This window comes from Mucilaginibacter sp. P1_A3 (genome assembly GCF_056406855.1).
This window is the reverse complement of the sequence record NZ_JBFTZJ010000020.1, coordinates 23,102-45,269: the sequence shown is the minus strand read 5'-3', so window position 1 is coordinate 45,269 and position 22,168 is coordinate 23,102. Positions and strand designations below refer to the sequence as shown.

11 protein-coding genes are annotated in these 22,168 nt (G+C 42.5%); 1 reads left to right on the top strand and 10 read right to left on the bottom strand.

What is annotated here, in order from left to right; all coding sequences use genetic code 11:
• Positions 1-908 precede the first annotated feature (908 nt).
• The 3 genes from AC1D0K_RS29970 to AC1D0K_RS29960 form a co-directional block, all read right to left on the bottom strand.
• A complete protein-coding gene (locus AC1D0K_RS29970) occupies positions 909-1,529 on the bottom strand; it encodes an NAD(P)-dependent oxidoreductase (RefSeq protein WP_477393943.1) in 621 nt (206 codons plus the stop codon).
• Positions 1,530-1,641: 112 nt separating this feature from the next.
• On the bottom strand, positions 1,642-2,541 hold the full coding sequence (locus AC1D0K_RS29965) for a helix-turn-helix domain-containing protein (protein WP_477393941.1): 900 nt from the start codon (positions 2,539-2,541) through the stop codon (positions 1,642-1,644).
• An 8-nt stretch (positions 2,542-2,549) separates the two neighbouring features.
• Positions 2,550-3,365: an SDR family oxidoreductase gene (locus AC1D0K_RS29960; protein WP_477393939.1), complete on the bottom strand. Its 816-nt coding sequence runs from the start codon at positions 3,363-3,365 to the stop codon at positions 2,550-2,552.
• 1,043 nt (positions 3,366-4,408) lie between these two features.
• On the opposite strand from AC1D0K_RS29960, the gene AC1D0K_RS29955 reads away from it, so the two are divergent.
• On the top strand, positions 4,409-5,635 hold the full coding sequence (locus AC1D0K_RS29955) for an IS256 family transposase (RefSeq protein ID WP_477393937.1): 1,227 nt from the start codon (positions 4,409-4,411) through the stop codon (positions 5,633-5,635).
• Between the two features lie 1,391 nt (positions 5,636-7,026).
• Here AC1D0K_RS29955 and AC1D0K_RS29950 read toward each other — a convergent pair.
• From AC1D0K_RS29950 to AC1D0K_RS29920, 7 genes are all read right to left on the bottom strand, one after another.
• Complete coding sequence (locus AC1D0K_RS29950) at positions 7,027-10,152, bottom strand: PVC-type heme-binding CxxCH protein (RefSeq protein WP_477393935.1); 3,126 nt, start codon at positions 10,150-10,152, stop codon at positions 7,027-7,029.
• Between the two features lie 62 nt (positions 10,153-10,214).
• Positions 10,215-11,141, bottom strand: a complete 927-nt coding sequence (locus tag AC1D0K_RS29945) for a hydroxypyruvate isomerase family protein (protein WP_477393933.1) — start codon at positions 11,139-11,141, stop codon at positions 10,215-10,217.
• Between the two features lie 135 nt (positions 11,142-11,276).
• The gene (locus tag AC1D0K_RS29940; RefSeq protein ID WP_477393931.1) at positions 11,277-13,730 is read right to left on the bottom strand and encodes a glycoside hydrolase family 2 TIM barrel-domain containing protein; all 2,454 of its coding nucleotides are present in this window, start codon (positions 13,728-13,730) and stop codon (positions 11,277-11,279) included.
• A 109-nt stretch (positions 13,731-13,839) separates the two neighbouring features.
• Entirely contained in the window at positions 13,840-15,867 is a 2,028-nt protein-coding gene (locus tag AC1D0K_RS29935; protein ID WP_477393929.1) for an NPCBM/NEW2 domain-containing protein, read from the bottom strand.
• 222 nt (positions 15,868-16,089) lie between these two features.
• Positions 16,090-17,652 carry a glycoside hydrolase family 43 protein gene (locus AC1D0K_RS29930; RefSeq protein ID WP_477393927.1) on the bottom strand — a complete coding sequence of 521 codons (1,563 nt, stop codon included), beginning with the start codon at positions 17,650-17,652 and terminating at the stop codon, positions 16,090-16,092.
• 71 nt (positions 17,653-17,723) lie between these two features.
• Positions 17,724-19,829, bottom strand: a complete 2,106-nt coding sequence (locus tag AC1D0K_RS29925) for an alpha-L-arabinofuranosidase C-terminal domain-containing protein (protein WP_477393925.1) — start codon at positions 19,827-19,829, stop codon at positions 17,724-17,726.
• A 149-nt stretch (positions 19,830-19,978) separates the two neighbouring features.
• Positions 19,979-22,135: a glycoside hydrolase family 3 C-terminal domain-containing protein gene (locus tag AC1D0K_RS29920; protein ID WP_477393923.1), complete on the bottom strand. Its 2,157-nt coding sequence runs from the start codon at positions 22,133-22,135 to the stop codon at positions 19,979-19,981.
• Between the last annotated feature and the right edge of the window lie 33 nt (positions 22,136-22,168).

Sequence of the window (22,168 nt, the reverse complement as noted above, 5' to 3'; positions counted from 1 at the left end):
AGTAATAAATGTGTTTTGTTTGAAAGTAAAAGGCGCTTTTCCCCTAAAAAAAATAACCTATTTAATTTTTTTCTTACTATATTTATATAAGAAAAGGCGGTAAATGCCTCGAAAACATACCGCCTTTTTATAAATATAAAAACTATACAAATATGGGAAAATCTAAGTGGTTTTGCCCAAAGGCGAAGCCCCGTCCGAGTAATATCCTAAAAAATATTTTTGAAAATTTCTTAAGTTAACGGCTATGGTGTTATCACCGCACCGCTCTCGACAAAAAAAAGCCTCCAGATTTCCATCTAGAGGCTTTCAAAACAATTATTCTCCATGTTTTTCCCATATAATGGGTCATTTTGTGGTCCCTACGATACAAAACTCGAACTCTTTTATGGCTGATTTGCTTTGTGCGGTGGAGTTAGAGGATAACAAAAAATATATTATTAGCCGTTAATTCTTATTTAAAAAATATGAATGAGCTTGTTGTCTTTAAATAGATATGCCCCTGCGCTGCTTGATAAAAACACGTGATTGAATTGGGTTATCTTTATATTTAAATCCACACCCGGAACGACATTTTCAACGTCATGTTTTCCCCTGTGACACGAGAAAAAAATCACCAATATAAATAAAAGATAAGGTTTCATTTTAGGTTACAACCACTATTTATCTAAGCTAAATAAATAATTCAACAAAAAAGCCTTCAGATTTAAATCTAAAGGCTTTTCATTTTTATTCCCATGCATAGCATACATGGGGGCATTTAGTGGTCTCAAAGGCTCCAATTTCCAATAATCTTATAGAGGATTTACAGCTATTAATTGACCTAACGGCGTAATAGACACAAATTTTAAATATGGTGACGGGAAGTGTTTCAAACTAACAAACCTGTATTCGGCCGCACAATACCGCTGTTAACTGTTTACTACTACTACTGCCTGTCCTACATAAGTATTATTTTGCAATTGCTCAATTAGCCATACCGCCAAGTCGACTCTTGTAATCGTGTGACCTTTTTCACTTTCCCCCAATATATGTACTTTTCCTGTCGATGATGCATCCGTCAAAACCGGTGGTCTGGCAATCACCCATTCCAGTTCACTTTCATATACAATAGCTTCCATAGCTGTTTTGTCCGCAGTTGATCCTCGTAAAAACGTTGGCACCATCAGGTATCGGTACCACCATGGCGACTGTTTTGAACTATCAGCCACACCCATCGCAGATACCACTACCAGCCTTTTTGTTCCTGATGTCTTCATCGCGGTCACAATGTTTTGCATCGTATCTCGTTCCAGCGTCTGGTTTTTCCACGGTGCTGTTCCGCCAATACAATCTACAACGGCATCTTGATGCTGCATGGCGCGTAGCACATCTTCTGCATTAAGCGCATCACCCAATATTACCCGTACGCCAGCTTGGTGATATAAGCGGATATTACGTGCCAAAACACTCACCTCATGGCCATTCGCAATGGCGCGGTCTACAACTAATCTGCCCGTCCTACCATTTGCGCCAAACACAAGTACTTTCATCGTACACCTCCTCTTTCTTTAAATCTCAGAATATCGGAGCCTGTAAATTTTGATGTTCCTATTATAATTTTATACATAAGCAATGGCTCTAAGAGTAATTTGTTATGGTTATTTAATTTAACCTGCGATATTCACTTGGCGAGTAGCCTGTCTTTTGTTTGAATAAACGGGTAAAATGTGGTGGATTCTCAAAGCCAAGCGTATATGCTATTTCGCTAACTGACTTGCCGGTACTACACAGTAGATCTTTTGCCTTATGGATTAATTGTAAATGAATATGTTCCTGTGTGGTTTTCCCGAATTTTTGTAAAAGATCTGAAAGATAATTTGGAGACAGATGCAATTGTTCAGCAAAACTTGTCACTCCCGGAAGTCCGCTATTGATCAGCGTGTCCTGCGCAAAATGATCTTTCAATAATTTTTCGAAAGCCTGTACTACATCGGTATTCACTTTCTCACGGGTGTAAAATTGACGATCGTAGAAACGACTACAGTAATTCAGCAACATTTCTATGTTATTCTGGATCAAGGTTTGCGTATGTTTATCAATATGCTGACTACATTCCTGTTCTATCTTTCTCACACAGTCAAGCAAGGCCAATTTTTCTTCTTCGGAAATATGCAAAGCTTCGTTCGCTTCGTAATTAAAAAAAGAATATTGCCCGATATTTTTACCAAGTGGGGAATGATGGATCAGGTCGGGATGAAAGAACAGTGCCCATCCTTCTTCAGGGGTTGGAGTTGATACGGGTGTGGTTGCCTGGCCGGGTGCAGTGAACATCAACGAACCTTCGCTAAAATCATAATACGACCGGCCATAGCCTAACACACCATCAAATTTTTTGCAGAAAATGGTATAAAAGTCAAGCCGGTAAATAAGCCCGTTCCGGTCTCCGCGAAATTGGTGTTTGGTCAGATCGATTACGGTAACCAGCGGATGACGGGGTTTATCACAGCCCCACAAATTGTGAATTTCGCTGATGGTTTGAACATCAATAAACTTTTCCTGCATAATCTCTACTAAATTACAAAACGGTCTCGCATTATTTTTATGAAATCAGAATCGCTGTTTTGGTATTTGGTATCAATATAAAATTGGGCATCCTCGCCAATAACGTAACGTAATTGTGCTTTATCGTCTGTTGCTGCCTCAAAAATCTTTTGCGCAACATCTTCAGGAGTTGCTTTCGGCAAATGCGCCGTAGCCGCTGCATAGCGCCCAAAGAAGTTGCCCATCAATGGATTGTATTCGGGAACTTCGTTTTTGATCATTTCCAGGCCAGCACGAAAATTAGTATTTACGCCGCCTGGTTCAATGATTTTAACGAATATGCCGAACGCAGAAAGTTCATGAGATAACGACTCTGAAAAACCTTCCACAGCAAATTTACTGCTGTTGTACAAACTCCCGAAAGGCAGGCCAACCTGACCTCCAAATGAAGATAAATTAATGATAGTGCCGCTGCCTTGCTGACGCATTTGAGGTAAAACCGAACGGGTAACATCCATCAGCCCAAAAACATTAACTGCGTATTGCTTTTGAATTTGTTCTGGTGTTGCGGATTCGAATACACCCATCAATCCGTAGCCGGCATTGTTTAGCAATACATCAATGCTTCCAAAATGTTGAATTGCTTTGTTTACAGAGTTTTGAATGGATTCAGTGTCCTGTACATCTAAGTGGGTTACCACTACGTTTTCTAATTCACTAAGTTCCTTTTCGTTTTCAGGTGAACGCATTGTTGCAACTACGTTCCAGCCTTGTTTTTGAAATATTTTAGCTGTTTCCCTGCCGAAGCCTGATGATGCTCCTGTAATGATTATTGTTTTGCTCATTTTTATGATTTTTGTTTAAGCAAAGGTGAGCAGTATCGTAAAAGCTGACTTACCCGATTCTTCGTAATACTTACCCGTTTTAAGGTTTAGCGCTTAATTACCGTATATGCAGATACATGAAATACCGGGTATAAATACAACTTAATTATTCAGTCAATTCGTAATATAATCAAGCTGTTACTTTAACTAGTTTAAAGCAAAAACCCACTTATAAAAATAAGTGGGTTTTATTGAGTAAAGTTCGGTAGTACCGAAGTTTTGTGGTCCCGACGAGAATCGAACTCTATCAGTCCAATATGCTTTAAAGGCTATTTTTGCCTGTTTTTACTTCAAAAACTCACCAGCGATAATAAGCCCTGGCTGTAAATGTTATATTCAAATTTAAGGATTATTTTTTAAAATATCACCAAATCGTATTTTGAAAGGATCACTTTGAATCTCTATTAATACAGCAGTTCGGCGTGAGAATAAGTAAAAAATACAAAAAATGCATTGAATATTGCCATAACATTTTGAAGACCCGCAGTACCTTTGATCACACAAAATTCTTTGGAAAGCAAACAGGACTACCGAACGAAGGATTTCGAAAACATATTCATCAGCCCTGATCTGATTACCTCTATTTGTTATTTTACGGGTTGTGTAAGCGTATTTTTCAACTGTGGTAATCTGAGGGTTTTTATAATGTTAGAGGTCAACAACTTTATAGATCGGAGCAATGCTTTTATTTATTTTTATTAAGGTTAAGATAGCATAAGGTTTAAAGAGAATGACCAAACATAAATTAATTCGATACATGTTGGCGCTCAGTATGATTGGGTTAATGGTGGGTGTTTCAGAACGACTTGAAGAACCAGAGATCCTATTTCCGGAGATATCCGCATTGGTTCTCGGTTTATGGGTGGTTGATAAAGAGATTTGGACAGTTAGTAAACCGATGTTCGTGCTGTTGTTGACCGTCTGTGCCCTTTTTGGAGTGTTACTGGGAGAGTGTAAAATAAACTGTGTCAAGAGTTAAACGTTAACTTAAAACACAGTTTAAGATGAAGAAAGAAGAAGAATCGCTCGAATATGAGCAAATGAAAAAGAAAGCCCTTGAGCAACTCCGCTCGGGCAAATCGCTTTATGGTAAGGATGGCGCGTTTGCGCCCTTACTGAAAAGTTTCCTTGATGCGGCTCTTGAAGCAGAATTGGAAAGCCATTTAGACGAAGCTGAACGCAGTTCAGGCAATCGTAGGAACGGCAAGACCAGTAAGGATATCCGCACCTCTGATGGCACCATATCTGTCAGTACCCCTCGTGACCGCAATTCCAGTTTTGAGCCAGAACTGATCCGTAAACGGGAAACGATATTGGCAGAAAGTCTTGAATCCAAGATTATAGGCATGTATGGGCTGGGCATGAGCTTCCGCGATATATCAAAACATATCAAGGATATGTATGATACAGATATCAGTCACAGTACCTTATCAGCGATAACAGATAAGATCATTCCTGAAGTAAAAGAATGGCAATCAAGGCCACTGGATGAACTTTACACCATTGTTTGGCTGGATGCGATGCATTACAAGGTTAAAGAGGAACACCGCATGGTATCGCATGCTGTTTACAATATTCTTGGCATTGACCGTCATTGGCACAAAGAATTGTTAGGAATGTATGTATCTCAAAGCGAAGGCGCTAATTTTTGGTTAAGTGTGTTGACCGATCTTCAGAACCGAGGTGTAAAAGACATCCTGATTGCTTGCATTGACAACCTCAATGGATTCCCACAGGCTATAAATACGGTATTTCCTCAAACAGAAATCCAGACCTGCATCGTCCATCAGATCCGTAACAGCCTGAAGTATGTAGCATCTAAAGATCAGAAAGTATTTATGAAAGATCTTAAGCCGGTGTACCAGGCAGAAACACTCGAACTGGCAGAACTTCGTTTAAATCAGTTGGAAGAAAAGTGGGGTAAGAAATATGAAAAGGTATTGGAATCCTGGCGCAATAACTGGTCGAAGCTGACCACGTATTTTCAGTATGACACCACCATACGGAAACTGATCTATACCACCAATACCATCGAAGGGTTTCACCGGCAGGTCAGAAAAGTAACCAAAACCAAGGGTGGTTTTACTTCCGATATGGCGCTATTAAAACTGATCTATCTGGCACATAACAACATCAAACAAAAATGGACGATGCCGCTTTCTAATTGGGCGACAACCGCCCAGAAGCTGGCCATTTGGTTTCCTGGAAGAATGATATTAGATTTGATGTAGCAATCAGCCCCTGCCGGCCCATGGGCCGGCAGGGGCTGACACAGTTTATTTTACAGACCCGTTACTGGTTCAGTATTCGCCGTTGCCAATGCTGGTCAATGTTGCCATCTCATTTACATTTACTTCATTTTGTCTTATAATATCCCGTACCACTTTAGTCCCGATAACTTCGGCTGCTTTGTTGCCGTTATTGTTGGGAACACATTCGTTCGTTTATCCCCTTTCTGTTTTCATCATGGCTGTTATAGTCGTTCTCGGACAGTGGCTTCTTGTAAAAAAGAAATCGAATCAGGTTGTTACTTACAGGAAAAAGAAGGGACATCACGAGCATAGGCCTAAGCATTGGACTAAATTGCTTTTTTATCTATTGCTGATAGCGGCACTTCCGTTATACATGGGACAGCCATATTTTGTAGTACCGCCACTGGTGACTATGTTTATAGAATTTAGCACTTCTTCGGCTGGGTTTCGTAATCGCCCGATGCAAGTTTATTTACTGATAATAATTTCCGCTATTTTAGGAGCAATGTTTCAGTATTATCTGCATATAATGCTGGGTGTCTCACTATTAAACACTGTCTTATTACTTTTTGTGTGTCTCTTTTTTCTCTTTGAGATCGTTGGTAAAATATTTGTTCCGGCTTGTGCTATTGCACTGGTGCCAATGATTATTCCCGAAAACATGGTACTATCCTATCCTTTTCAGGTAGCCATTGGAGCGGGCGTATTTCTATTCGTGTCCATGTTCTTTTTCCAAAAATGTTATCGTTGGAAGCGACCACATCTTCTGGTTTGTTTTGTACCGGAATTTGTCAGGTCCAGAATCCTACGTCCGAGACGTAAGTGAGTATCTGAAAAGAAAACATGGCTGTTGTCAGAACTCATGAATTAATGTAAATACTATTTCAACCAGTGAAACAACAACCATTCAAGACTAAGAACGTAGCGAAATAAAATTGCCGAAGTGACCAGGGCCCATAGAGGAAGCCTCTCGAACTCTTTATAGACTATGAATAATCCAAAAAATATTTATGTGCATAAAGGTGGACGTTCCGAAACCATCGATCACCGCGTTCTGGAAAAAGAGTTCAGGGTGTTCCGTTACACTTTGACCATGTTAAATAGCTGATTTAAAATTTTTGAAACTATTATTCAGCAACACAACTCATTGATCTAATCCGCACGGAACAGCATGGTCAAGTATGACGGAATGTCCACTACAGGACCGCAACGTAATCTATAGCGTCAGCAACGGGAGAACGAAAGATCGTCGCTTTATCATCTGCCGAGCGCCAAGTAAGCACAGGCTGCTGGCTGTTATAATGTAATTTGTTTTGGCTTCAATAATAAATAAGCTGCAAATTGCAAGGCAGGATACTGCTTTCTTTGTATTATTCTTTTTTCTTTAAAGAGGCAAGGAACGTAAGTATATCCGCGAATTCTTGTTTTGATATTGTTTGATCCAGGCCGGCCGGCATCATAGAGGTTGACACTTTTTTTATTTGCTTAACATCATTGGTTTTTATTTTCTGAACAGCGCCTCCAGGGTATTTCAATTCGATATCTGTCTCTGTCCGGCTCGAAATAATCCCCATCAGGGTCGATCCATCTTTCATAACAAGCTGTGAGGTCTCATATCCAAAATTAATACCTGCAGAGGGGTTAACAATAGCATCAAATAATCCTTCCTTTGGTAATTTCGCGCCTATTTCTGACAAATTAGGTCCAAATTCAAAACCAGCTTTATTAACTCTATGACATACGGAACAAGTTCTGAGGAAAACGGACTTTCCTTTTAGGGAATTTCCTTTTAAAGCAAGTATGGCATTCAGATTAGCAGAAGCCATCTTGGTTTTAGCAGTTTTGGCAACATCGGTTTTGGGTAAAAATGCTTTTGCTTTGTCCAATGTGCTTTTTCTGAGTGTTCCGCTCAGGCCCGCAACGGCTGGTGTAATTAAACTCTGAGGTAATTTTTTTCCCTGAAGCATTTCCAGAACTCGGTCTTCCCCATTTTGGCTTTTACCCAGCGTTTGAATCGCTTTTTGACGAGTGGATATGCTGTACTGGTTTGATAAAATCACCTTTGACAGGATAGCTGTTGATTCATCGTTGCCTATTGCACCAAGTACTGCTAAAACATTGGATGCCTTTTGCTGATCTTTACCTTTAATTACATTCAGGAAGCGAAGGTCTTCATTAGCTTTAAGTAATACCCTTGCCGCATCGGGCCCGATTCCTCCGCTCTGATATCCTCCGTTACTCTGAATACCATTGGATTTTACCAGATCCATCAATTTATTGGCTTCTGTGGTAATATTATATTGTTTTATCATATCAACAAAATCCTGTGTTCCGGTGTATGAATTTAAAACCTGTTTCACCTGTTGCTGAGATACAGGTGAACCTGATATATCCTGCGGATTTAATGACTTCAATATTATCGCACTTAATTTCAAATCTTTACCATTATTCTCTTCTAATAATTTGACTAAAGCTTTGGATTTCTCAGCTTCTGGATAAAAGTCAAAAGCTCTGAGATATCTCAAACGGGATTTTAATGGAACACCTGCATCTTTAGCCAGCTTTACCAGATATGGCAGCGCGGTATTTGTTCGGGCTCGCCAGACTATATCTCTGCCTCCGGCTGTTAATAAAGGATCCGGTACTATGTTCAGGTAGGCTGCAAAGAATTGGTCCCATTGCTTGTCGGCCCCGATACCCAGTGCCTCTAAATACCATTTGTCATTACCATTATGTTTCGCTGCAAGTGCCGCCCATATCGTCGCGGCTTCCGGTTCATTCCGATGCCGTAACGAAATCGCACAATCGCGCCTTACCTGTGCGTTTGGATCATTTACTAAAGCTCCCGCAAGTTTGAGCACATTGGTATTTACTTCTCTTGCCGCCCTCAACCCGGTAATCCTTAAATCAGGGTCAGGATTGTTGATGGCTTCGGAAAGATATTTTGCGGCCTTTGTTGATTTTGAAAGCACCCATAGGGCCCGGGCACGCATACGGGGATTGGGTGATGTTGACCATAACTTTTCCAACTCCGCTATTGCTGATTCTTCCATGCCGGTTAATGCTATGAAAGCATGCCGGCGAACGTCGAGATTTGGATTTTGCAAGGCAATGACTGCACCCTTCGGAGTGGTATAATCCTGTTCAGGTATTTTATAGGCCGCTTTCATGCTTTCCGGAACAACCCGGTATATGCGACCACGCTGAAGATCCCCCACCCGATGTCCGCCAACGCCAGGATCATACCAGTCGGCTACAATTAAAGAACCATCCGGAGCTGTACAGACATCTGCCGGGCGAAACCATTGGTCCCTATCGCCATTAAGCATATTGAGGATACCGGCAGTATATCCCGCGCCGGCTTTTTGAACAGGATAGGCGCGAACAACATTATGTCCCGGTTCGGCATGGATCATCCCATTTTGAAACTGCTGCGGTAACAGCGTCCCTTCATAAAAAATCATTCCGGTAGGGGAGCCGGAACCTGTTTGTAAAAGATTGGGGATAACACCCGGATCATTTTGATGCCAGTGACGAAGCGGGATCGAATCTTCCATGTTAATGCGTTTAGCAGTCCAGCCCGCACCGGTTACTTCATCCGTGTATCCATAATTTCCATATTCCATAACGTAATTGATTCGTACCCCTTTATTCCCATCATCATCATTATCACTTTGCCATATATTTCCATAACTATCTACGGCCGATTCGTATTCGTTTCTGAAATTATGGCCCAGGCATTCCACATGAGTACCGTCCGGGTCACAACGGAATAGCATTCCTTCTTTGTATTTTTTAGGTCCTATCTCATCACCATCCTGATCCAGTACTACCTCATTATTTTTATCTCTGAGGGTTTTACCAGCATTCCCAAAATTGAAATAGAGTTTACCATCCGGGCCAAATGCGAAGCTGTGCATCCCATGATCATGTTGTATGCCGCCTATCCCCTGGAATAATATTTCTTTTCGGTCGGCTTTACCATCATTATTGTCGTCATAAAAAGCCCAAACATATGGGCTTTGCGATATCAATACCCGGCTACCTAATACACACACGCCTAAAGGTGCATTAACCTCCGGGCCCTGATAAAACACCGTGCTTGTTTCCAAACTTCCATCTCCATCCTTATCTTCCAAAATTACTATGCGGTCACCCGCCTCTTTAGGTTTGTTGTGATTAATCTCAAACCGGTAATTATAGGCCTCCGTCACCCAAACCCTTCCTTTTTCATCCACGTCGATATTGGTAGGGTTAATCAACATGGGTTCGGTTGCCATAGTTTCAACACGCAGACCAGGCGCCACGTCGAGCTCTTTCAAGCCATTTTTAGCCAAATGCTTTTGTGCTTCAGTGAGCGGCGTATCAATCTTAGGCAAATTATACGATGAGTGTTTTTCAGAAATATTGGTAAAGGCCCCTAATACTACTAATAAAGGAATCACCGCCACTGATCCACTTATTAGTAAAAAACGTTTTCTTTTATTGTTGTTCATTTCTATTTTTTCTTTTATTGCTGTCCACTTCTATTATAAAAATACTCTGTTTCTCCTGTTGCCTAAATGAAACTATCAGCTTCGCGATACGCTTTGATCAAAGCAAGCTCGCCTGCTTTACCCGCACCCGCATTGCCGTGTTCCATGCCTATCACTCCCTTGTACCCTTTATCATAAATAAGCTTGAATATGTTTTTGTAATTAATTTCGCCGGTACCGGGTTCGTTGCGGCCAGGATTATCGCCAACCTGGTAATAACCTATTTCATCATAAACCCAATTAAGTGTAGGGATAATGTTGCCCTGGTTGCGTTGTATATGGTACATATCGTACAAGATTTTGCAAGATGGGCTGCCTACTGCCTTGCAAATAGCATAAGCTTGATCGGGTGTACGTAAAAAAAGGTCTGGGTTGTCGCTGAGGGGTTCCAGCACCATGATCAGGCCATGGGGTTCAATAATGGCTGTGCCTTTTTTGATAGCTTCAATTACATTACCTGTTTGTATGCCAATAGGCAGGTTGCGTACAAAATCTCCGGGAACGACGGTAACCAGTTTACCATTTATACGTTTGGCTACTTCAACCGCTTCCTTACAGCTGGCAACAAACTTGTCGATATGTTCTGCTTTGCCTGATGCTAACAGGTTAGAATCATTGCCTAAACCAGGTTGTACAAAAACGCCCATGGACATACCCAATTTGGCCAGTGTATCTCCAATCTTTTTCTGCTCATCAACTGGCCGCCCACCCATCCAATTATCTTCGATACTTCGAAATCCCTGCTCATAAGCAAACTTGATTTGATCAATAAAATCGCCACCCGCATGGTTTTTAAACATGCCATCATGTATGCCATAATTTAAATTAAAAGGTTTGCCGTTATCAACATTTGTGGTCTTGGCATTTGCTGAATTTGATTTTAAAAGTCCGGTTGTTAATATTGATGCACCTGCCAGTACGGAATTTTGAACAAAGTTTCTGCGTTTCATATTTCAATTGATAGTTTAATATTGGTTATCAAATATATTAGTAGTTATAAGGATTAAGCTAGTATAAATGCATCAAATTTTTGCTCCACACAAACCTATTCCGTATCCTGTCCCCTTACTTCAATAAATCTCTTTTTACTCAAATCGGGCCTTAACTGTTTTGATATTTAAAACAGCCTCAGGTAAAGTCGGCGAACTTACGGTAAGCTTAATATCGCCAACATTGTGCGTACTTCTAATGACCACTAACGCGCGTCCGTGCCAGGCCTTACGTGTATCCGCTACATATGGATCTGTGTCCTTCAAATCGGCATTAGCTACTCCCGCAATAGTGGCAGACCCTTCAATTTTAAAAAGCAGGCGATTTATGGCATTCGGTTGAACTATGCCGGCACTGTCTGTTATCTCAATGGTGACATAGGACAAATCTTGCCCATTTGCCAATATCTTTTTACGGTCGGCAGTCAATTTTATTTTTGCGGCTCCCCCCGATGTTTGCAAAACGGTTGATTCAACCTCTTTATCGTTATCCACACCGACTGCCTTAAGCTGTCCCGGCGAATAGGTTACGGTGAATTCGGCTTTATGTTCCTGCGCTATTGCCGTAGGTTTTTCGCCAATAAGTTTGTTGTTGAGATAAAGGCGCACCTTAGGATACTTTGAATAAACTTCCACTTTGATATCCTTTCCCACATAATCCGGCCAGGTCCAGCTTTCCCAGGTTGGCCAAACAGACCACCACGTTGTTTTAATTTCCAAGGGGGCTGGTTCAGGTTCTCGGACAGCCATGAAAAGTTTTTCGGTATTATTGTATAACAAGTTACGGTAATGCGAAATCGGCTTTCTCCATCCGATCAGATCGACATCTCCGCAATAAGCACCATGCCAGGGGAAAAAATCATGTTCCCAGTGTTCACCAGGCATATCACCCGAATAATACCAACGGCCTATCCCTGATTCTCCGAGATAATCCATAGCTGTCCAAACAAAATCACCGAGGACATAATTATTGTCTTTCACCAACTTCCAATTGGCAAAAGCATCCTTAGGATACGACTCTGTTTGAAAGATGATTCGTGAAGGCACCCGCTTATGGTCCAACGGCGAACTCCCCAGGTGGTAATTATACCCAGCAATGTCATGCGCCGCAAAAAGGGAATCAAGCGTTGTCCAATTCTTACCATTATCCACAACGGCGGATGTAACGGGCCGTGTGGTGTCTATCTTTTTTATAGCATCTGCAAGCATTTTGGCTGTCTCTACTGCGCCAGGGGTGCCCCGTTCCACTATTTCATTGCCAATACTCCACATAATGATGGAGGGATGGTTACGATCTCGCAAAACCATGGCATCCAGGTCGCGTTTCCACCATTCGTTAAAATACCGGGCATAATCGTATTTGTTTTTCCCGACTTTCCAACAATCAAATGATTCATCAACAACCAATAAGCCTAACCTGTCACAAGCATTTAAAAATGCCGCGGAGGGCGGATTGTGAGAAGTTCTTACAGCATTGAACCCCGCCTCTTTGAGCAGTTCAACCTTGCGTTCCTCTGCACGGTCAAAAGCAGCGGCACCCAGGCAGCCATTATCATGATGCACACACCCGCCATTGAGCTTTACATTTTTGCCATTAAGCTCAAATCCATTTTCAACTGTAAATTTGATGGAACGTATGCCAAAGCTCGTTTTAGTCTCGTCAACTACATTCTTATTTCGGATGATGCTTATTTGAGCATCGTATAAACGGGGAGTTTCCGGCGTCCATAACATGGGGACTGATACCGCAATTGTTTGAGCAATTTCCTTTTCGCTGTTAGCAGCCACGTCAACAGTTACTTGTTTATTGCCTGCGTTTTTAGCGTTTGGCCCTTTCAGCAAGGTACTAAGCACCAGATGTTGAGGCGACCCGGTTTCGTTTTTAATTAATGTTTTAATTTGAACGGTTGCCTTTTTTGAAGATACATCGAGCGTTGTAACCGAAACTCCCCACTCGGCTATATGCACAGCATCGGTAACATTCATCCAAACGTGGCGATAGATACCAGAACCACTGTACCACCTGCTGTTCAATTGCTGCGAATTATCTACCCTTACCGCTATCACATTCTCATGATTAAAATCCAAAAAAGGTGAAAGGTCATAGCTAAATGACGAATAGCCATAAGGGTAAATCCCAAGTGATTTCCCGTTAATAAAAACTTCAGAATTCATATAAACCCCTTCAAAATAAATGGACACTTTTTTGCCTTTCCATTCGCCCGGGGCTTTGAAAGCTTTCCGGTACCAGCCTACTCCTGCAGGAAAGTATCCACCGGAGCCGCCCATCGGATTTTTAGGACTTATTTTCCCTTCGATACTCCAATCGTGTGGTAAATCAAGGCTTCGCCAACTCTTATCGTTAAAATCTTTTGATTTTGCAGATATAGTATCTCCATGAAAAAATTTCCAGTTATTATCGAATAATTGCTTTCGCTCAGTTTTATCAATACCCTGACCATAGCAGGCAATGTTCCCTGCTAAAAACAGCAGGACTGTAACTATTGCGCCAACATGCCATGTAATTTTGTTTGTATTATTTTGTTTCATATTGATTTATACTTTTTTGAAGTAACGGACTCCTAACTTTATAAAAACCGCATCTTCTTTAAGGCTTAACTAGTTATCAATCGAGCTCAGGTTAAGAGATCTTATCCTGCTATTTAACCGGCGTAAATTTGTACAGAACTACTCCATGCATCGGAACCTTCACCGAAAGAGCCTCTTTGTTCGCATGGATCGTTGTAATATCTTTCTGACGCCAAAGATCACGCACCTTTTGCTTTCCTGAAATACCAAGCTTTTTCAGATCCTTGTAAGAGATATCCACTTTCTCCAGACCGAAATTGCAAAAGCCTGCTACACGACTGCCATCCTCCAATTCTTTTACATAAATGCGCAGATCTCCGATAGTCTGCACACAGGTAGCCTGTTTGCCAAGAGCATCCTGATCAACAGCAATTACTTCATCGTTTGTCAATAAATTCAGGGTAAAGGCATCCAGCTTTTCCATATCGCAACCAATTAGCAGAGGCGCAGAGAAAAGGCACCAAAGGCTGAAGTGAAGATATTGTTCATCTGGTTTAAGCATGGTGGGATGCGGGCTACCCCAGCCTACTGTTCCTACAACCAGCATGTCCGGATCGTTCCAGTTACCGGGCTTAGCCCAGCCTGCAGACTGATCCTGAGCTAATGCAATACTTTTAACGTTAGACCAGTTGTCCGTTATATCATTCGTTGTACGCCAAGTGTTTCCACCTACCGAACCGCCCCATTTCCAAACATCCGACATTCCGTACTGACACAAGCTGAAAACAATGTCGCGGGGTTGCTGACGGATATAATCTCCCATTAGTTTGTATGGTTTTATGGCGGTAGACAATTGATAACCTCCGTTGTAAGATATGGAGACTACTTTGTTTGGGTCGTTATCAGGTATTCCACTTAGCACTCCTCCATAGCTGCACCAATCGTATTTCAGGTAATCGAAACCCCATTTGGCATAACTTTCGGCGTCTTGCCGCTCATAACCATAGCTACCGGCACCGCCATCACAGGTCCAGGGACCAGGACTGGAATAAATGCCGATCTTTAAACCTAAGCCATGCACATAGTCTGTCAGAAATTTCATATCTCCAAACCTTTTATTAGGGACTATATTACCAGCTTCGTCCCGGTACTTACCTTGCTGGGAAGGATCTTTCGAATCGCGGTTATTTTGCCAGTAGTCGTCAATATTTACGTAATTCCACCCGTAATTTACAAGTCCGGTTTTCACCATTACTTCCCCAGCGCGCTTAACTTTCTCAGCTGAAACTTCTCCGGCGAAACAATTCCAGCTATTCCAACCCATTGGCGGGGTAAGTGCAATTTTATCCCCACAGATAATGCGTAAACTTTTTTCGGCTATACCTTTCGCATTCTTTGCCTTTAATTGAATAACGTATGTGCCGGCTGTTACAAGCTTACCAGTGATAAGTCCTGTTTTTTGATCAAGCTTTAGTCCCTGAGGCAAGCCGGTAACCAGAAAGGTCATTGGTCGGTCTCCTGTGGCAGGTATCCTGAACTGAAACGGCGAGCCCGGGCGCACACCGAAAACGCTTGCGCTATTAATCTTCGGTTTTGCCGATGGCTGAGGGGTAAGAATATAGGGATCACTTGGAACAGGATAATAAGTAGTGAAACTTTCTACACCATCCGCCTCAAATTTTGCATCTGCCCAGTCGGCATGATTGTTGTGCCCTATCTCTGTTACCCGCAGCTCAAGTTTTTTCACACCCGAAAGTTTCACATTACATAGCCGGGCAGTATCGCCTGCATGCATTACACCGCTCGACCAAAGCTTCGCTCCATCGCCGAATACAATAAACTCTACGGCGGGCTGATGTTGTTTCACCTCATCATCAATGCCAACCTGCGCAGTAAACGAATTTGCCTTTCCATCGAGCTGAATAAAAAGAGAGCTTTCTGCGTGTGTTCCGAAGCCACGCTCAAAGGTTTTGCCTGCAATGGTCATAATGTTGCCATCAACCGACCTGTTTTTTTTAGGTATTCCCCAGCCCTGTGTAGCTGCGCTGAGATCCAGTTGATCTAACCAAACAGTTTGAGCGAAAAGGGTACTTGTGCTTACTAAGCTGACGATAATAGCGAAGACAAGAATAAATATGCTTTTACTTGCTGTATTCATTTATAATTGATAGGATGCGCTGGATCGACTGTATAAATGGTTTGTATATTCGGGTTTTGAGCCTGCGCCCCCGCTGCAGCAAAAAGAGTTGTTACTTGCAATACTTTCTTTCTGATTTTCATTATAGTTCTAAATTTTTTTTTGTGTGTATGATGTACTGGCCGAACAAGCTGGCTTTCCCGCCCAATAGTTAACTACCTTCCCATTAAAAAAAAATTGATATCAAATGGAATCTGTTATATGAAAAAAGTCAAAGTCAGCCGCTCCCCCTATATTTTTTGTAGCATAATTAAACAAAGCAAAACGATAGCCCATGAAATGGGGAAAGGTATAGGCCATTTTTAATTGTGTGCCTAATAGTATCCACGTTTTCCCGTCCAGGCTATAAAAAAAGTCCGCCACGTCTTTTCTGTCAGTAAAATTGCATTCCGCCTTAAAGTACACTACCTTTTGGTTTAAGGGGATTTTTTGTGCTTCTACAGGTTTTCCGGTGCTTGCATTGATCATGACGATAGCTTTGCTATCCCGGGTTATTTTGACACCTGCCAACCCGTAATTTTTTTGCAGAAGACCCAAACCCGCAAAATCACCATCTTTCATTTTAGAAATGTCGAGCGAAACTGTCCCGGAGCATACCGGGCCGATAGTGCGTTGTGTCAATGAATTTCGTGCCGCCAGGAAATTGGTGTCGATCCTGCCGGTGCTGAGCCTTAAATACCCTTTCCGCGCGGTAACAGACCACAAACTATTATCCGGGTTATGGTTCCATTGCCAAACCAGTGGTAATGCACGTTCGCCTTTTTTACGGGCAAACTCGTCTGAAGCAACAATTCCCGGGATCAAACCTTTACCGGCCGGCAGGTCGAGCGTATCGGTCACTTTGCCATTGATACCCAAAACGGGCCAGCCATCCTCCCACTTTACAGGTACCAAATAGGGAATACGGCCCACCGAACCATAATCACGGAACAAATAAGAATACCAGGCTCCATTTGGCGCTTCAACCAATCCGCCTTGTGCCACACCCAGATCCTGGAGGCCAATTCGTCCTTCGTACGGGCCGGTGATTTTATCTGCCCGGTGTATGATAACAGTGCGTACGTGGCCCGGTGGCCATGTAATATTGAAAAGATAATATTTGCTGTTTATCTTAAACAGCTGAGAGCCCTCCGGACCGAGGCCGATGCCGCCCGAAGGCACGTTTGCTTTTTTAATGATAACCTGGTCCGTTCCGCCGGGTTTTATACCGGAAAGATCGTCCTTTAATTCAACTAACCTTAAATCTCCGCTCCCGCTAATCATATAAACCTTTCCGTCATCATCAAAAAACAAGGAGTGATCACCCAGGTCGGGGGCAAATGACCTGGCTTTCCATGGGCCTTTTTCGATATTTTTAGTGCTGTAAATGTGCATTTTGCCGGTATTTGCAGAAAATGTGCTTACATAATAGGTGCCATTATGGAAACGAATAGAACTTGCCCACGAACCTTCTCCATACATATTTTTGCCATTTGTGAGATTTGTTGCATCAATATTTGCTAAAGTATCATACGCATAACCCACCGTCTTCCAGGTCACCAGGTCGTTCGACTTCATGATCGGTACACCGGGACTCATGTGCATCGTTGTGCTGCTCATATAATAGCTATTGCCTACACGTTCTATTGATATGTCCGGTACATCTGCATAAATAATGGGATTAGCGGCTTTTTGCGCGTATAAACACGGCACTATAAGGGTGATAATTAAGGCCGTTGTCCATAACCTGTATATCGCATTTCTCATATTGACATTTGTTTTTTTTGTCCTGGTATTCTTACCTGGTTTTATTATTTAGTTTTCTTACCTGGTTTCAATTATTTGGTTAATGTATTTATTTGAAGCACGCTTACTGAATATGGATCGAAAGTCCTGGTAAATTTAGCGCCAGCCACTTTTATCCTGGAGGTAACCGGAACTATTCTTACCGGATCGCTGATCGTGTTCGTATCTTCGGGTTTATCACCTTTTATGACCACGATAATACCCTCGGGAGAAAACTTTCCAGCTCCCTTTAAATCAATATCAACCTGCTGCGGCTTTCCTGTTGCATTTATTACTTTAAGAAACAATTTTCCCGTTTTAGTGTCCCGGGTAGCTACATAAAACATGGCGGGTATAGGTTGGGGCATTTTATTGGCGGCACTGTCCTGCCTGGTAGCAGGCCTTGTTTGGGTAGGAATATTGGCGCCGGATACAGGGATTACCTTATCGCCGATATAACTATTAAACATCTTCTGCACATAATATGATGGTGAACCAAAGCTTTTTAAAGCATCATAACCAATCAGGTCCGAGTCCCATTGCCAGGCCTTTGGCGCAGCTGCTGTGGCTTTATTTATATTTACAAATAATGGCGCGTAGCACGAGAGGATAACCAAGTCTGAATTTCGTTCCATGCCCGTCATCCAGGCGGCATCGCCCAGGGCGGCGTTCATATTGGTGGTTGGTTCGCCTTCACGCGTTGCCCACTCACCTACAAACACTTTATATCCTTTGCGGTCGTACTTATCATAACGTGCCGCATCCTCTTCCATTTCCCAGGCAGTGCGGTAATAATGTTCATCTACAATTTCGGGCTTGCGAATTGTTAATTTACCCCTGGTCCCAAGCCAGTCCTTACCGCCGATGGTTGCAATACAGTGAAGGTTAGGATACTTAGCTTTAATGCCATCATAAAACTGGGCAAAACGTCCGTCGTAACTGCCAGACGCGTCAAACCCGTCTTCGTTACCAATCTCCACATAGCTGAGTTTAAAAGGTGCCGGGTGCCCATCTGCCGCACGCTTAGCACCCCAGTAAGTGTTTACGTCGCCCGTAACATATTCAATTTCATCAAGCGCATCATCTACATATGGCTTTAAAAGCGGGCCTGCGTCCACATGGTCGCCATCGAGTGAATAGCCGGCATGAACAGCGAGCAGCGGTTCCATTTTCAAGTCTTCGCACCATTCTAAAAATTCAAGTAAGCCCATTCCGTCGGTAGGGCGATAGCCCCATGAGCCGGTATGGCCGGGGCGCCCCTCAAGCGGTCCTAAAGTAGTCTTCCACGGAAATGCATCGGTCAATTTCGGGCCTTCAAGGAAATTACCGCCTGGAAAACGTAAAAAGCGGGGTTTCATATCAGCCAATAATTTCATTATGTCTATCCGGTTCCCATTGGGACGGTTATGATAGGTTGGCGGAAATAAAGAGACGAGGTTAAAATAATAAACCCCGGTACGGTTCGTCGAAATAACAAAACGGGCGGCAGATGTTGGTTTAACAGCAGCGCCGGTTGTTAATTTAAGTTCATATTTTTTCCAAAAGGCGCTTTTTATCAAATTAATAGTCCCCGAAGCATATACCGTTTTACCGTCATTGCTTTCTATACTTACGGTTATAGGCCCGGCAGTGTTATCAGCAATTACCGGAACTGCAGTTTTAGGCGCGGGAGCCCATTGCTCGGTCAATGGCTTGCTTTCCATACCTTTAATATAAAAAGAGGCGTTATAAGTTGTATTAGGCAAAACAGGTATGCCCCAATAACCTTCATTTGCAATACCGGCCCGGCCACCGCCGGTATCAACCAATAATCTTAAACAAGTGGTTAACGCGCCATTAATTGCATGGCGCCGCTCGTCTGCAGGTATATAGTTGGGGTTTGCGGCAACTAATTGCATTGTAGCCTTCGCGCCACCTTCCTTGATTACGCTCCATGCTTCCGGCGTATTTGGGTTGTCCTTAAATATCCTGTTTTTGATCAGCTCGGCATACAAACCGCCATCGTACGAATGATTGATCTCTTCGGTCATCAACCCATACAGTTGAGGACTTACATTTGCGCCGGATTTAGTTAGATCAAGCGTAAGCTTAGGGTTTTGCGCTTTCAAGATTGTTGCAATGAACAGGAACAAAATTGAAATAGGTAATAACTTTTTCATCGTGAAATTTAATATTATTTATTGTGTTTTTTACACTTATTTACAAAACCAACGGGACATTTCCATTGAAAATTATTTCTTAGTTTATCGGTATTCGGAAGTCCAGTTCACTGATTTTCCATAGACTTCACAACTCTTCTGAAATGAGTTTATTTAACGAAAATTTTTACTTTCTGAATGATGTTACGTGATGAATTACCTAACTGAAGGACGTACTCACCAGCTTCAACTTTCCATGATTTTTTTGTTTCGTCATAAAATGCCAGGTCAGCAATTTTCACCTGTAGTTCAACTATTTTCGTTTCACCGGGCTTTAAAAATATCTTTTTAAAACCTTTAAGTTCTTGTTCAGGACGCAAAACCGAGCTAACCGGATCGCTTACATATAATTGCACAACTTCGGCACCATAACGGCTGCCTGTGTTTTTGACAGTGAATTTTGCACGGATGGTTTCATTTTTCCCATAAGTTGTTTTATCAGCCGAAAAATGATTGACAGAAAAATCAGTATAGGAAAGTCCATAACCAAAAGGAAATTCCGGCTGAATTTTCTTAGTGTCATACCAGCGGTACCCAACCAGTATGCCCTCTTTATAATCAGCCGTCAGGTCTTTACCCGGATAAGTATTTAATGCGGAAGCAGGAGAATCTTTTAACGATACAGGAAAAGTAAATGGCAATCTGCCTGATGGGTTTACAACGCCCTTTAACACGTCGGCCAGTGCATTACCGGCCTCTGATCCGTTAAACCACGACCAAACAACCGCACGGTTAGTTTTTTTGATTTCATTCAGATTATACGGGGCCCCCGCCATGATTACGATAATAGTATTGGGGTTAGCTGCGGTAACCGCGTTAACTAAGGCCTGTTCGCCAAAAGGCAGTTCCAGGCTTTTACGATCATGGGCTTCACTTTCATATTCACGATTGGAGCCGATACATAATATGGCGACATCGCTGGCTTTAGCAAGCGCTACCGCCTCATCAATCAGCTTTTGATCGGGTTGGTCATAGCCACGATTTTGTTCATCACTATTACTTGCCAGGTAGTTTGCTTTATAGCCCTGGGCAAAGCCGATACTGGCTGTTTTGCCGAACCTTGATCGTATGCCTTCCAAGGCAGTTATTTCATGTTTAGCTTTTACACCGGCACCATACCCGCCTAAAGCAAATGTGCGGGTGGCATTATCGCCGATGACAGCAATGCTTTTAACATTATCTGCTTTTAAAGGCAACAAATGGTTGTCGTTTTTTAGCAAAACGATAGATTCTGAGGCGATAGCATAGGCGGTTTTGGCATGCGCCGGTGTAGCAATTGATCCTAAAGGATGATTACTACTCATGGAGGTATGGTACATTACCCACAAAATCCTGCGCACCTTATCATCAATTGTTTTTACCGGAACCTGGCCTTCCTTAACAGCTTTTAGTAAGGGCTGGGCAAAATACCATTGATCATACGGTCCGCTTGATCCCATTTCAATGTCCAGCCCGTTGTTGGCCGCTGCAACGGTATGGTGCACACCACCCCAATCTGAGATAACCACTCCTTTAAAACTCCATTCGTTTTTCAGCACCTTATTTAATAAAAAGTCATTCTCGGAACACCAATAACCGTTCAGCTTATTGTAGGCCGACATAACGGTATAGGCATTACCCTGCTGTACGGCTGCTTTAAATGCCGGGAAATAAATTTCGCGCAAGGCTCTTTCATCAACTATGGTGTTTACGCTATCGCGGTTAAGTTCCTGGTTATTTGCGGCAAAGTGTTTTACACAAGCTGCCACATGCCGGCTTTGAATTCCTTTTACAGCTTGAACCGCCAGCAGGCTGTTTAAATAAGGGTCTTCCGAATAATATTCATAAGTACGGCCGCAAAGCGGCATCCGGCAAATATTGAATGCCGGTGCAAGCATTATATGCTTTTTACGGGCATTCGCTTCTTCGCCTATAACTACGCCATACCGGTTGGCCATTACGGGATTCCATGTGGCTGCTATTGCCGAGCCATTTGGTAAAAACGTGGCAGAATCGGTTGTCCAGTTAGCCGACGCCCAATCAAAGCGCTTTATTTCTTCACGTACGCCTAAGGGGCCATCATCGCAGGTAAGTTCCGGGATACCTAAACGGCTTACACCTGCCGAAGAAAACAACGCGTTTCCATGAAGCATGTCTATTTTTTCTTCCAGCGTCATTTTGCTGACGATGCTGTTGATCTTCGCATTAAGCGCAACCTCACTTTTATTTTGTGCCGAAACTCCGCCGGATAGTAAAACTGCTATAAAACAGGCAATGGTATATTTCATAAATTATTATTTCTTTTCTTTTTGCGGTGCTAT

Coding starts and splice junctions, on each gene's coding strand:
- AC1D0K_RS29950 (WP_477393935.1), bottom strand. CDS start 10,152: ATGAACAACAATAAAAGAAAACGTTTTTTACTAATAAGTGGATCAGTG.
- AC1D0K_RS29970 (WP_477393943.1), bottom strand. CDS start 1,529: ATGAAAGTACTTGTGTTTGGCGCAAATGGTAGGACGGGCAGATTAGTT.
- AC1D0K_RS29925 (WP_477393925.1), bottom strand. CDS start 19,829: ATGAAAAAGTTATTACCTATTTCAATTTTGTTCCTGTTCATTGCAACA.
- AC1D0K_RS29935 (WP_477393929.1), bottom strand. CDS start 15,867: ATGAATACAGCAAGTAAAAGCATATTTATTCTTGTCTTCGCTATTATC.
- AC1D0K_RS29945 (WP_477393933.1), bottom strand. CDS start 11,141: ATGAAACGCAGAAACTTTGTTCAAAATTCCGTACTGGCAGGTGCATCA.
- AC1D0K_RS29960 (WP_477393939.1), bottom strand. CDS start 3,365: ATGAGCAAAACAATAATCATTACAGGAGCATCATCAGGCTTCGGCAGG.
- AC1D0K_RS29955 (WP_477393937.1), top strand. CDS start 4,409: ATGAAGAAAGAAGAAGAATCGCTCGAATATGAGCAAATGAAAAAGAAA.
- AC1D0K_RS29965 (WP_477393941.1), bottom strand. CDS start 2,541: ATGCAGGAAAAGTTTATTGATGTTCAAACCATCAGCGAAATTCACAAT.
- AC1D0K_RS29920 (WP_477393923.1), bottom strand. CDS start 22,135: ATGAAATATACCATTGCCTGTTTTATAGCAGTTTTACTATCCGGCGGA.
- AC1D0K_RS29930 (WP_477393927.1), bottom strand. CDS start 17,652: ATGAGAAATGCGATATACAGGTTATGGACAACGGCCTTAATTATCACC.
- AC1D0K_RS29940 (WP_477393931.1), bottom strand. CDS start 13,730: ATGAAACAAAATAATACAAACAAAATTACATGGCATGTTGGCGCAATA.